The following is a 13323-nucleotide window of genomic DNA, read 5'->3' as shown; positions in this document are numbered from 1 at the left end:
GAGAATGGAATCAAAAGTAGTCAAGCAATGTAGTTAAATAATTCATAACTATTAGAGCTTTCCCCAAATCCAAAATCAAATCAATTCTGAGCTGTAAGTTATCAATTACTTCTCCTTCCAGTTAAGTGTTCCCTATTCCCTCTTTTCGAGAATGGAATCAAAAGTAGTCAAGCAATGTAGTTAAATAATTCATAACTATTAGAGCTTTCCCCAAATCCAAAATCAAATCAATTCTGAGCTGTAAGTTATCAATTACTTCTCCTCCCAGTTGAGTGTTCTCTATTCCCTATTCCCTCTTTAATTAGAGATGTCTATTAGCTACCATTAACCCTAAATAAGAGTTTTCAGGAAACCCTACTTAGACCAAGCTGGATGAGATAATATAGAAGCAAACATTCGTACTCCACGCAGTAAATTGGAAAGAGGTAGATGACCCCTCGGCGCACTTAAATTCCAAGTAAATTCATTAGGGTATCTACTCCAGGTGTTGCCATTTTTCCAGCCAATTTTTGGTAGTAACTTATCCCAATTTTTACCTACTCCTAGCCACATTTCTCTCTGTACAGAATAGCCAAATTTTCCTTCTGAATAAACTAACCACATAGTATTAATAGTTTGCATATCTGGAATGGGAATACTATCTACTTCTGAAAAATAAAGCCACTTTCTTTGTGTTGCTCCTTCTCCTGCTAACTCACACAATTTTTGCATCGTTAATTTATCAGCTTCTAAAAAATCTTGATGAGCTAATTTTATTTGTAAATGACTATAATCAATATTAGATTCTGACTTGATTGGTAAAACTCCTAGGGGAAAATTTTTCTGTATAAATTCATCAACTTTAGATGACTTAACTTGACGCAAAACTTGATAAATTTTTCCCTCAACTATAGTTGGCGAATCAGATATTTTATTTTGCAAAAATTCCATGAGAATTTCTAAACCTTCATCTCCTGTTTCTGCTAAATTAGGAATTACCTGCAACTGTTTTTTTTCAGAACCAGATTCTAATTGAGATTGAAGTTCAGGTATGTTCAATGAGGCGTTTTCTGTAGAATTAATCTGTGATTCTGTCATAAAATTATTGTGTGTTTCAAAACTTAGACTTTATTGACAATTTATAATTATTTATTGATCAATAATTCAACTAAGGTGGCCGTGGAAGTTATAACCTATAGCAGTCATAATTTCATTCATAATTATACTGGTTTAATAGCAAATTTATACATAGATAATTACAGTAAAATGATGACAAAAATGTTAGTAAATTTGCTAGACACGTAGAGAGTAAAAATCAAATTATTCCTTGAATACAAAAAACAACAATGATCAACAATTATATAGTTATCAAACTATTTTTAGTCAATCATGGAAAAGTTTTACTATCAGAATAAATAAATAAATATTATAAACTCTTACTAAAAAATAAGGTCTCTGGCCTCCTCTTTTAAGGGAAAAAAATATTTGGTTCATTATTTCAATCCCAATGGTTTCCTGCGGAATGCGGAGCAAACAGCTAGAGGTACTGATAACTGATAACTAAAATGACCTCCTGACTTCTGACTCCTGTAAGTTACCAATCCTACTACTACCCTATCTGACTCCTAAGAACAGAGTCACTGTAGAAATATTTTATGAAATTGGTTTAATATTTCCACTAAATTTGATTATTTGCTGCTATTGAATTGTAAGCATTCAGCTTTTAGTTGTTTCGTAAATAATTAATATATACTTTCCCTTGTCAAAGTCAAATCAATTCAAAATTAAAAATTATTAATTTGCTCAAAAGAAGAACGAGGTTTGAATCCTTAATTAAACAATTATTGAGATTAAGGAATGAACCAAAAATTTTGAACGCGTGAATGCGTGAATTTTGAATTAAAAAAATGGTCAATTTTTTTCCAATACTTTTAATTCTCCTACAATCTTTCAATACTAATTCCTACCCAAAAGGCAATGAATTAATAGCTATAACAGCTAATAGCTGAATGCTTAAATTCAATTAGTAATTGCTCGCCCATCCAATACCCAAGATTAATTCTGACTCTGAGTCTTGCAGTATAGCTAACTCTTGCTTCAATGATGGTGTAAAATACTATTAATAATTGCAGTAGTAGAAGTCGGAACTTCTATTTGAATTAAAGAAATTTTACCACCATAACTTTTAACTTTTGGAGCTTCAGGTAATGTTTCAATAGAATAATCCCCACCCTTTACATAAAAATCGGGTTTGAGTTGTTCTATGATATTAATAGCAGTAGTTTCATTAAAAATTACTACTCCATCAACAGGTTTCAGAGCTGCTAAAACTTCAGCCCGTTGGATTTGCGGTACAATTGGTCGGATAGGATATCCCTCTTTTTGGGGTTTAAGATTTTGCACAGACCAATCGCTATTTAATCCTACTACAAGCGATCGCCCCAGAGACTTAGCTGCCCATAAATAACGAATATGTCCAGCATGAACCAAGTCGAAACATCCATTTGTAAATACTAAAGGTCGCCAAAAAGTGGGTTGAGAATTAATTAGCTGTTCTAATTCAGTCAAATTATACAGGCCAGAAATCAGTTTTTGGGAGTCCATTTTTTCAGATTTCCGTTGATGCTTCACCTTGATTTATATGTTCTTCAGTAGGTGCTTGATATCCACGTTCAAAAGCATAACGAACTAACTGGGAACGATTTTCTAAATTTAGCTTTCTCATTATTTTACTCAAATGAGTTTGTACAGTTCGAGGACTAATAAACAAGCGTTCACTAATTTGTTTATTTGTCAAACCTTGAGTAACTTCCCAAAACACTCTTGCTTCTGCTGGTGTTAGAGGTAGTGGTTCCGGTTCTACTTGTGGTTGTGTTTTTGTAGTAGATTCTCCAATCAATCGTTTCATTTCCAAATAAATTCTATTAAAACGAGCTAATTGAGCCTCAATTTTTGCTACTAATTCTCGCATTTCAAAAGGCTTATTAATATAATCATCTGCCCCCATAGATAAACCAACAATTCTGTCTTCTAACTCTCCCTTACTCGACAAAAATAAAAAAGGAATTAACTGACCTAAATCACTAGCTCGTAAACGTTCACAAAACTCTAGACCATCCATTTGTGGCATCATTATATCCGAAATAATTAAATCAGGCACCTCTTGTTCGAGTATTGATAAGGCATCTAAAGCAGAATTTGTATCTTTGACTTCATATCCTTGAAATTCTAGGTGTCGCTTTAGCAGAGTTCTCAAGCTATCTTCATCATCGACTATTAATATTTTTTTCTTTTTGTCATTTTCCAAATTTTCTTTCACTGTTAACTTAATCCTCCCTATTTCCCAATTATCGTTAGATAATATTTTTTATATTTATTTCAATTTACATTAATCTTATACTAGAAATACAGCTACATTTGTAACTTTCTTTAGTTATTATATGTGTAGATTAGCATGAGACAACATATAATTATGTTGGAAAAATTTCAAAATATTAAGATATAGATGGAAAAAAAGCTGATGGACTATGGTTAAACTACGTCATATTTTTGGTAAAAATAGACTACTATTTTGAGATAGGGAAAATATATTTCCGCCATCAGCAATAGACATTATCAATGTCGTCAAAGGCCAAAATGCTGGACTAAAAGGAGTCAGGATTAAAACTGTGAGAAACAAAGGCAATGCTTGATATTCAACAAGGGGATCAAATTTTGTCTGTGTCTTGAAACCATATCCAAGCTGTTCATAGACGAGATGGAGAAAATTATTTGTTTTGAGTATATTGGTTCTGAAGCAGTCGAAGCCAAGGTTAGGACAATTATAAATCCTGTTTGCGGAGCATTTCCCTATAATAAAAACCCTTTGATAGTCTGCTTTTCCCTGTTCCCTATTCCCTATTCCCTAGCGCATAGCGCTACGCTATAAGAGTGCATTCTCAACATTTCAGACCCACTATATCCAGTCAACTATAATTGAGAACTTAGCAAAATCCCATGAAAGCAACAAATATCCGTCAATATTCCTCCATAGCTGCTAGGACTCTGATAATAGTAGGAGTAATTATGATTTTATCCTCTATACTTGATTTTCTAGTCTTATCATTTCCACCTAACATCGGTAGTAGAGGATGGCAAATTAATTTAGCAACCCAAATAGTTGATCGGGGGATAATTCCTATGGTAGGAATGGCCTTATTATTCACAGGTTACTGGGTAAGCAGTAATTCTGGCCTTCAAGATAACTCTACATCTTCAATATTAGATTTAAGATTTTGGGCACTTTTACTAGCTAGCTTATTAGGACTGATATATCTATTATTATTTCCTTTACACTTAAATAACACTCGTTTAGCAAGGGCTGAGGCCATTCAACGTATCGATCAACAAGCAAGTCAAGCTGAAACACAACTAGACAATCGTCTTGGTAGTAATGAGTTTCAACAGCAGATCCAGCAAAGGCGAACTCAATTGAGAAATCAACTTACTACCTTACTAGCAGATGAAACTCGGTTAAATGAAGCATTAGAAAATGAACAATTACCAAATCAAGTAAAAACTTTACTGGAACAATCAAAAGAGAATCCTCAAGTTATAGATGAATTTCTAAATACTCAAGCACAACAATTACCAACCCAACTTAAGACCAGAATTCGTAGTCGCAAGCTAGAACTAGAAGAACAAGCTAATACAAATTCTTTTAAATCTAGTATCAGAACAGGTATTAGCAGCTTACTTTTAGCAGTAGGCTATATTATGATTGGTTGGACCGGATTAAAAAGTATGGGAATTATTAAAGGTAAAGGGCGCCGCCAAAATCCTGCTAGATAATGGATAATGGATAATGGATAATTACCTCTGCCTTTTAGGGCTATCCATTACCCATAAGTCTTGAAACCCTTGTGGGGAGAAGGGAGAAAGGAGCCTGGCAGCTAAGTAAAACTACTTGCTTAACTTTTGGAAATAAATGTACTTTTCAATACATTTTTTATCTGAAAAAAGCCTGTTTAAAGCTATTACATAATTTGTTTATTTTGTCAAGCTTTATGTTAATAAAGATGTGGGTAAAGCAGAGCCAAAAAAGGGAGAGGATTGACTAAAAGGAAAAAATTTATTTCTCTTGGTCGATTGGATATGGCAAGGTACCCCATCCATCCCATCCTAGGTCATACTCCCCATTCATGTTGGCCACAGCCGTTTAGCTAGCGCACAACGCGCGTTAACGCGGAGCGACATGAAAAACGTTTGCGGAGCATTCCCTTAGGAAAGTTATGCGTAGCAAAACGACCGCTTTTTCCCCTTAAAAGGGGAGGCTAATAAAATAGTCAGGCAATTAGAGTATAAGGCCAAATAGTACGGAAGAGAATTGATAAAAATTGACCGATATTTTCCCAGTTCGCACGCGTCGCTCTAATTGTGGTCATGTAGTGGAAAAATTACTTCTAAATATCAGAGAATGGGATTGTCAGTCGTGTGGTATTTACCATGATAGGGACATAAACGCTGCAATAAACATTTTGGGTGCTGGGTAGCAGTATCAGCGCCAACAGAGTGATGTTTCGCTGCGCGACATGAAAAGGGAATCCGGCCCTGTCTCGTGAGAGTAGCGTCGGGAAGATGTCAACAAAGAGCAATTACTAAAATTCATCGAATGTTCTCAATTTATATACTGACTTACAATGAAGAAATAGATATCGCTGCTTGTATTGAGTCAGCAATGCTGTCAGATGACATTATAATAGTAGATTCTTTTAGTAGCGATCGGACTATAGAAATAGCTCAATCTTATCCTGTAAAAATAGTCCAACACAAATTTGAAAGCCATGGACGACAGCGAACATGGATGTTACAAGAAGTTCCGGCCAAATACGAGTGGGTTTATATCTTAGAAGCGGATGAAAGGATGACCCCAGAGCTATTTAATGAATGCCTAAAAACAATCCAAAGTCAAGAATACATTGGGTATTACGTTGCAGAACGAGTCTTATTTATGGGAAGTTGGATTCGCCACAGCACCCAATATCCCCGGTATCAAATGCGCCTATTTCGTAAGGATAAAGTCTGGTTTACTGACTATGGTCACACAGAACGAGAAGTTTGCGATGGTCCCACAAGTTTTTTGCAAGAAACTTATCCCCACTATACTTGTAGTAAAGGTATTTCCCGTTGGATAGAAAAGCACAATCGTTATTCTACAGATGAAGCTTTTGAAACAGTTAAACAATTAAAAACAGGGAGCATATCTTGGAAAAACCTATTTTTTGGTGATTCTGAAGTAGAAAGACGACGCGCTCTCAAAGATTTTTCCCTACGTTTACCCTTCAGACCAATAGTTCGCTTCATATATATGTATGTTTTTCTTAGAGGATTTCTTGATGGCCAAGCCGGATTGGGTTGGTGTACCTTGCAAGCTTTCTACGAATATCTCATACTAATTAAAGTCTGGGAAATGAAAAATATGCCTGTACAATCATTAACTTCAGCTATTGATGCTAATTCACCAAAATTAGAAATAGAGGCACAAGGGTCAAATATGACTTAACAGTTGGAGCAACTGTTGCTTGCTACAACTTAAAAACATAGACTATCGTAGACAAATATCCACACAATGTCTATGTTTTTACCGAAAATTTTGGGTTTAAAGCCTCCCCTTGGATAGGGGATAATAAATAAAAACTTTCATGATTAGTCAATCCTATCAGTTTCAAGGAGAGGTAATTATTAATTATTAATTGTTGAAGCCACTCATCCCTGTTATTATTGTATAGGTCTGCTAAAACAAGAGGATTTTAGCAACGATTATGGAGTGTTTGGCACTCGACTTTTCATGTCTGATGAAAACCCCAGAGCGAATCCTCAACTCGGCGGTGTTTGAGCGGAACACTAACCTTCTTTGCCAGTAGACTTATGGACAGGTGAGTCGGAAAATCGTTCTTAGTCACTGATGAAGAGCGTGTCTAGGATTGTCTGGGTTTTTAGAATGCTTAGTAGGAATCTCCCCGCCTAAGTGCCCGAGAGGGAAGTCAATGCTGAAAAAGAAGTGGGTTTAGGTAAAAATCAAGGCTGTTTAGTGGCCTTGATCCTGATTGGTTCCCTGTTAGCTGGCCAAGCAATTATTCCTATTTTTGCCAATTCCGATAATCAAGGTGAAAAAAAGTACAGGTAAGTTCCAAGTTAATCATCAAAAATATTCCCAGTTACAACCGCAAATCTACATCAGAAATCTGAGTAAATCAAACTATGCATCTAAGCGAAATTACTCATCCTAATCAATTGCACGGTCTTTCAATTCATCAACTAGAAGAGATTGCGAGACAAATACGAGAGAAACATCTAGAAACAGTCGCCACAAGTGGAGGCCATCTAGGTCCAGGGTTAGGAGTTGTAGAGCTTACATTGGGTCTCTACCAAACCCTCGATCTAGATCGGGACAAAGTTCTTTGGGATGTAGGCCACCAAGCTTATCCCCATAAACTTATTACAGGTCGATATAACAATTTTCAGACCTTGCGACAAAAAGATGGGGTTGCAGGTTATTTAAAACGTTGTGAAAGTAAATTCGACCATTTTGGCGCTGGTCATGCTTCTACCAGTATCTCTGCTGGTTTGGGGATGGCCTTAGCTAGAGATATGAAAGGAGATAACTTTAAAGTAGTTTCCATTATTGGGGATGGTGCTTTAACTGGTGGTATGGCTTTAGAAGCTATTAACCATGCGGGTCACTTACCCAAAACTAATATATTGGTTGTACTTAACGATAACGAGATGTCCATCTCTCCTAACGTAGGTGCAATTTCTCGCTATCTCAACAAAATGCGTCTATCCCCACCGATGCAGTTTCTGAAGGATAACCTTGAGGAACAATTTAAACATATTCCTTTTGTTGGTGAAACTTTTACACCAGAAATGGAACGCCTCAAAGAAGGGATGAAACGTTTGGCAGTGTCAAAAGTGGGGGCCGTAATTGAAGAATTGGGCTTTACCTACATGGGTCCTGTTGATGGGCATAATTTAGAAGAATTAATTACAACTTTTCAACAAGCGCATCAAATTCATGGACCAGTGTTCGTTCATGTGGCCACAACTAAGGGTAAAGGATATGCTGTTGCAGAAAAAGACAAAGTAGGGTATCACGCGCAAAATCCTTTCAACTTAGCTACAGGTAAAGCAGCACCAGCAACTAAGCCAAAACCTCCGAAATATTCTAAAGTTTTTGCTCATACTTTGGTAAAACTGGCAGAAAATAATCCCAAAATTATTGGTATTACTGCTGCAATGGCAACTGGTACAGGTTTAGATAAACTTCATGCTAAATTACCAAAACAATATATTGATGTTGGTATTGCTGAACAACACGCTGTAACTCTGGCAGCAGGTTTAGCTTGTGAAGGAATGCGACCTGTGGCGGCTATTTATTCAACTTTCCTGCAACGAGGTTATGACCAAATTGTCCATGATGTCTGTATTCAGAAGTTACCTGTTTTCTTCTGTTTAGATCGTGCTGGAATTGTGGGTGCAGATGGTCCGACTCACCAGGGAATGTATGATATTGCCTATTTACGTTGTATCCCGAATATGGTAGTTATGGCGCCTAAAGATGAGGGTGAGTTACAACGAATGGTGGTTACTGGTATTGAATATACGGATGGAGCGATCGCGATGCGTTATCCTCGTGGTAATGGTTATGGCGTGCCTCTGATGGAAGAGGGTTGGGAAGCTATTCCTATTGGTAAGGGTGAAGTTCTGCGGAATGGTGATGATGTACTGATATTGGGCTATGGTTCTATGGTATATCCGGCTATGCAAACTGCAGAAATTCTCAGTGAGCATGGTGTTGCTGCTACTGTGGTAAATGCTCGTTTTGTGAAGCCTTTGGATACAGAGTTAATTCTACCTTTGGCACAACGTATTGGTCAGGTTGTGACTATGGAGGAAGGCTGTTTGATGGGTGGCTTTGGTTCGGCAGTTACGGAAGCATTGATGGATAATAATGTGCTTGTACCTGTGTTACGTTTGGGTGTACCGGATAAGTTGGTAGATCATGCTAAACCTGATGAGTCGAAGGCTGATTTGGGTTTGACTCCTTCTCAGATAGCAGAACGTATTTTGCAGAGTTTTAAGCCGAAGTTATCGACTGTTAACGTTTAATATTTTTGTGGGAAATTCTGGAATAGATTTTTCTGCAAAATAAATGAAGAGATGTTCTATGGAATGTCTCTACTTGAATAGTTACAATTAGAAGCTCTCATAGTATTGCTCTAGCCCGTCAGATAGATATTTCTAGGGCTAGAGCAATACTACAAACAAAAACTTTTTGATCGCTTATTATCCGGACATGATATTAAGATATCTATTTAGGGCTTGCTTTAGGGCTTGCTGATTAAATCTAAAAGCATTGACAGATAGAGGTTTGAGCTTTTTAAAGTCTTGAAAAAGTACAAGGTTTTCCTTATAAAGAGCTGCATAAAGTGAGAATTTTAGGTTAACAGGAGCCGAAAAATCACGAATTAAATTCTTCCTTCTGCCTCCTCGCTCATTCCTTACTCCTCCTGTCTCCTGTCTCCTGTCTCCTGACTCCTACCCTCACCCATAAGACTTTTTCAGCAAGCCCTATTTACGCTTTAACATTGAAACTGCACCCATAGCACCAAAAGCTAATAAACCTAAAACTGAAGTTGGTTCAGGAACAGATTCAAAAGTAAAGTCATCTATACCAAACCCTGATTCATTTTCATCTACAATCTCAAATCGCACAATACCAGGACCAGATATAGATAAAGTATCTGCTGTTAGAGATGTAAAAGTGTCAGAATCTACGATATTGTCAAATTCATCGAAACCTGTAAGAACTAATATCTCCTTATTCTCACTTCCGTCCTCATTGTACGGACGGTGATCACCTGCATATACAGAAATAAAATCAACCGCTTCTGTGAAATAACCGCTAAGATCTCCTCCAAAGGGATCGTTTCTTAAAGCATTAGCTGGTTGTGACTGAACGGGTCTGTTAGGATGAGTAGCAATAATCTGGAGTTCTTGGTCAAAAACAACACCTAAGTCTAGGAAAGTATCACCAGAAATAACTTCTCTATCGTTAAATTGATCGAAATTAATAGTTACTGCTTTAGCTGAAGTTGGCATTAAAACTGGAGCTAAAACAGTCACAGTAGCTAAACTTTTGAGAATTGTAGAACGGAAAAAATTGATGAATTTTTTTGTCTGTAATTGATTATTCAGCATTGTAATTATCCTGGATTAAATTAGTTTGTATTTTGTTTGATTGTGAATTCGTAGACTTTGTAATAGGAGATTGAGGATATCAAATAGATAACTCTTGGAAATGACCACACCTACTGCAAGTTATGGATTTTATAATAGGTGTGAGATAAGTCTACTTAATGCTAGGCTTAACTTTCCTGGCGGGAAGTCCCGCGCTCTCCATCCCCCCTAACCCCCCGTGCATAGGGGGGAGGGGAGCGTCGGGATGAAAGCCTGGGCCAGGATTCGGATACCTTCATAAGCTACACGTTCATATGCCCAAGACACAAGCTAGGAGCATTTTGTTATTATCAATGTCAGCACAGGGGGAGGACATCACCTCTGTCTAAACAGTGGTCAGGGTTTCCAAGACTGAAGAATCCCGTGTTGTCCCGTAAAGGCCACGTCGGGAGTATGTCAAATACATATTATATATAGTATCGTTATTCTTTGATTAAGTCAATCCTATCATTCTAGGGCGTGTCATCAATTTAAAGAGGTTGACATTAAAGGTATAATATGCTATGAGAGAATAACTATAAAAATAACAGAAAAGGACTGCTCTCAATGACTAGACGTTATGGTTTACTTATGGGACCAATGGGAACGGATTCAAAATTTATTACCGGGGCCTGAAGAGACTGTAGGCAGAACGGCAAAGGACAATCGCCTCGAAAGTGGAAGCTGTTTTATACAGATATAGAGCCGGGATTCATGATTAGAGACTTACTCTTATTGATTTGGGGACTGACCTGTTCATCCATACCCGTTTTAGTCGTTGGAGCTGCTCAGGAGTCTGGGTGCATAGTATTTCACGCTTTAGCTGAGGATGCAGATAACGAATATGCCCGGAATTGATGCCACGATTGTTGGTGCTCATTAACATAGCGCGGCTGCATACAGTAGTGCAGAACAGGAGGATATTGGCCTAAGCATTGGGGAGTTGAGCACGAAAATACATGGAGTAGTAGATGCTCGCTCGTAATCCCACTCTTTTTTTTTACTGCAGGCCAAGCTGCCGACGAATGATGGAGCAGATGTTTTATTAGCGATGGTAGAAGCAGAAGCGGTACTAGGAGATAAAGCTTACAGCGCTTTTCAGTTGAGTAGACCACAGTAGGGACGTTCCATGGAACGTCCCTACAGGGTTTTTGTTGTGACGATGTGGTTCATCAAGAAAGAAAAGCGCTGTATGATGCTCTTTCTTAGGGTAATTAGACCTTTGAGTGAGAGAGGAATAGAAGTAGTGATTCCTCAAACAAAAAAACCGAAAAGAACGTCGTAATTACGATGAAATATTGTACCAAGCACGTCATCTTATAGAAAATTTTTTCGCGCCTTCTTAAACAATATAGAGCGTTGGCAGAGCAAGTGCGGCAGCTATATCGCTACGAGATACGATAAACGTTCGGTTAACTTCCTAGGAGGAATTCCTAGAGGCAGCTTCAGTCATTTTATTGACATAGCGATGTAGCTGCTGCTAGGCTCCGCCAACGCTATCTCCATACAGCATACAATATCCCTAAAGATCAACCTCTTTACAGCAGTTTTCCGGCACGGTAGACCACAGTAGGGACGTTCCATGGAACGTCCCTACTGGGTTTTGGTTGTGACGATGTGGTTTATCAAGAAAGAAAAGCGCTGTAATTGATGACACGCCCTAGTTTCATCAAAAAATTTTTATTTGCGTTTTAGTCTGCAAGTAGCACCAATAGCACCAAAAGCTAATAAACCTAAAACAGAAGCAGGTTCAGGAGTTGATTTTGGTGTTGGGTTGAAAGTAAAGTCATCAATGGCGATCGCTCCCATATTTTGAATCTCAAATCGAGTTATACCAGCACCTGATATAGATAAAGTCTCTGCTTCTGTATTTTCAAAAGTGTCTGAGTCAACAATATTGCCAAATTGATCAAAACCAATCAGGGTTACATTATCGACATCTCCTCCACTGTCTCCTGCAAAGACTGAAACAAAGTCAACCGCTTCTGTGAAAGAACCGCTAATATTTCCTCCCAAGGAATTATCATTTGTGGCAATAGTTGTGGTAGATTCAGCACTTCCCCCAACAGGATTGTCCTCCGGAGAAATGTTCCAAAGTCTTAAGGGGTCGTCAAAAATAACTCCTAAATTGCTAAAATTATCACCCACTATAACTGCATCATCGCTAGTGCTAAATAGATCCAGATCGAAATTAATAGTTATACTTCCATCTGGGTTACTTGGTATGGAAATAGGAGCAAAAATAGGATTGCTAGGGGTAGGATCTTCGTTAACAGGTTGAGAGGTTGAGGAGAAAGTAAAGTTATCAATACCTCCTCGCTCAATAATATCGATCTCAAATCGAACGATACCAGGACTAGAAATAGATAAACTCTGTGCTGTTGAAGATGTAAAAGTGTCAGAAGCAAGGAGATTGTCAAATTCATCAAAACCCTTAAGAGTTATTGTTTCCCGATCGTCGAGACGATAATCGCCGGCAAAAACTGAAATAAACCCTACTTCTTCTGCTTCTGTGAAGTAACCAGTAATGGTTCCTGCAACCGGATCTAGTCCTAATGCAGCACCTGGTGAAGATAGAGCTGGTCTTTGAATGTTGGTATTAACGATCAAAAATTCTTGATCGAAAATAACATTTGAATCCTGGAAAGTATCACCGGGGATAATTTGAAAATCGTTAAATTGATCGAAATTAATAGTTACTGCTTTAGCTGAAGTTGGCATTAAAATCGGAGCTAAAACAGTCACAGTAGCTAAACTTTTAAGAATTGTATAACGGAAAAAATTGATTACTTTTTTTGTCTGCAATTGATTATTTAGCATCGTAATTATCCTGGATTAAATTAGTTTGTATTTTGTTTGATTGTGAATTCGTAGACTTTGTAATATCAAATCCTTTTAATTGGACATAAAAAAAATCTCATATCTTCATAACTACGTTCATCTTTATGATTCTTTCTCCTCATTATATAGAATCCGGTTATATAGTATATGTTCATTATTAAATCGGACAATCGGACCATCTCCCCCAACAATACACTCTTGTATTCAACCGGATTTGATATTACTCCTTACTCCTTACTCCTTACT

General features: G+C 37.4%; 10 protein-coding genes and 1 pseudogene. 6 read left to right on the top strand and 5 right to left on the bottom strand.

All coding sequences use genetic code 11. From position 1 onward, the window contains the following. Nucleotides 1-354 precede the first annotated feature (354 nt). The 3 genes from F6K40_RS26600 to F6K40_RS26590 all read right to left on the bottom strand — a co-directional run bounded on the left by F6K40_RS26600 (nucleotide 355) and on the right by F6K40_RS26590 (nucleotide 3298). Nucleotides 355-1077 carry a GUN4 domain-containing protein gene (locus F6K40_RS26600; RefSeq protein WP_293140114.1) on the bottom strand — a complete coding sequence of 241 codons (723 nt, stop codon included), beginning with the start codon at nucleotides 1075-1077 and terminating at the stop codon, nucleotides 355-357. A 999-nt stretch (nucleotides 1078-2076) separates the two neighbouring features. After that, nucleotides 2077-2583, bottom strand: a complete 507-nt coding sequence (locus tag F6K40_RS26595) for an adenylyltransferase/cytidyltransferase family protein (RefSeq protein WP_293140113.1) — start codon at nucleotides 2581-2583, stop codon at nucleotides 2077-2079. A gap of 4 nt (nucleotides 2584-2587) precedes the next feature. Continuing rightward, the gene (locus F6K40_RS26590; protein WP_293140112.1) at nucleotides 2588-3298 is read right to left on the bottom strand and encodes a response regulator transcription factor; all 711 of its coding nucleotides are present in this window, start codon (nucleotides 3296-3298) and stop codon (nucleotides 2588-2590) included. A gap of 677 nt (nucleotides 3299-3975) precedes the next feature. Between F6K40_RS26590 and hpsJ-B the strand changes: the two genes are divergently transcribed. The 5 genes from hpsJ-B (at nucleotide 3976) to dxs (ending at nucleotide 9126) form a co-directional block, all read left to right on the top strand. Beyond that, nucleotides 3976-4809, top strand: coding sequence for a hormogonium polysaccharide biosynthesis protein HpsJ (hpsJ-B, locus tag F6K40_RS26585; RefSeq protein WP_293140111.1), 834 nt, complete (start codon nucleotides 3976-3978; stop codon nucleotides 4807-4809). 596 nt (nucleotides 4810-5405) lie between these two features. Continuing rightward, complete coding sequence (locus F6K40_RS41055) at nucleotides 5406-5510, top strand: zinc ribbon domain-containing protein (RefSeq protein WP_365672899.1); 105 nt, start codon at nucleotides 5406-5408, stop codon at nucleotides 5508-5510. Between the two features lie 119 nt (nucleotides 5511-5629). Continuing rightward, entirely contained in the window at nucleotides 5630-6520 is an 891-nt protein-coding gene (locus F6K40_RS26575; RefSeq protein ID WP_293140121.1) for a glycosyltransferase family 2 protein, read from the top strand. Between the two features lie 465 nt (nucleotides 6521-6985). After that, on the top strand, nucleotides 6986-7144 hold the full coding sequence (locus F6K40_RS26570; RefSeq protein WP_293140110.1) for a hypothetical protein: 159 nt from the start codon (nucleotides 6986-6988) through the stop codon (nucleotides 7142-7144). A gap of 74 nt (nucleotides 7145-7218) precedes the next feature. Next, nucleotides 7219-9126: a 1-deoxy-D-xylulose-5-phosphate synthase gene (gene dxs / locus F6K40_RS26565; RefSeq protein WP_293140109.1), complete on the top strand. Its 1908-nt coding sequence runs from the start codon at nucleotides 7219-7221 to the stop codon at nucleotides 9124-9126. A 462-nt stretch (nucleotides 9127-9588) separates the two neighbouring features. On the opposite strand, the gene F6K40_RS26560 is transcribed toward dxs, so the two are convergent. Beyond that, nucleotides 9589-10218, bottom strand: coding sequence for a PEP-CTERM sorting domain-containing protein (locus F6K40_RS26560; RefSeq protein ID WP_293140108.1), 630 nt, complete (start codon nucleotides 10216-10218; stop codon nucleotides 9589-9591). A gap of 598 nt (nucleotides 10219-10816) precedes the next feature. On the opposite strand from F6K40_RS26560, the pseudogene F6K40_RS41435 reads away from it, so the two are divergent. Continuing rightward, a pseudogene (locus F6K40_RS41435) lies at nucleotides 10817-10949 on the top strand (IS5/IS1182 family transposase); the annotation flags it as partial. A 967-nt stretch (nucleotides 10950-11916) separates the two neighbouring features. Here the strand turns inward: F6K40_RS41435 and F6K40_RS26555 are convergent. Then, nucleotides 11917-13056, bottom strand: coding sequence for a PEP-CTERM sorting domain-containing protein (locus F6K40_RS26555; RefSeq protein WP_293140107.1), 1140 nt, complete (start codon nucleotides 13054-13056; stop codon nucleotides 11917-11919). Nucleotides 13057-13323: the final 267 nt, after the last annotated feature.

Origin of the sequence: Okeania sp. SIO3I5 (assembly GCF_010672085.1) — a bacterium.
Taxonomy (GTDB): Bacteria; Cyanobacteriota; Cyanobacteriia; order Cyanobacteriales; family Microcoleaceae; genus Trichodesmium.
Note: the sequence above shows the minus strand (reverse complement) of the source record. Positions and strands in the feature narration are given on the sequence as shown.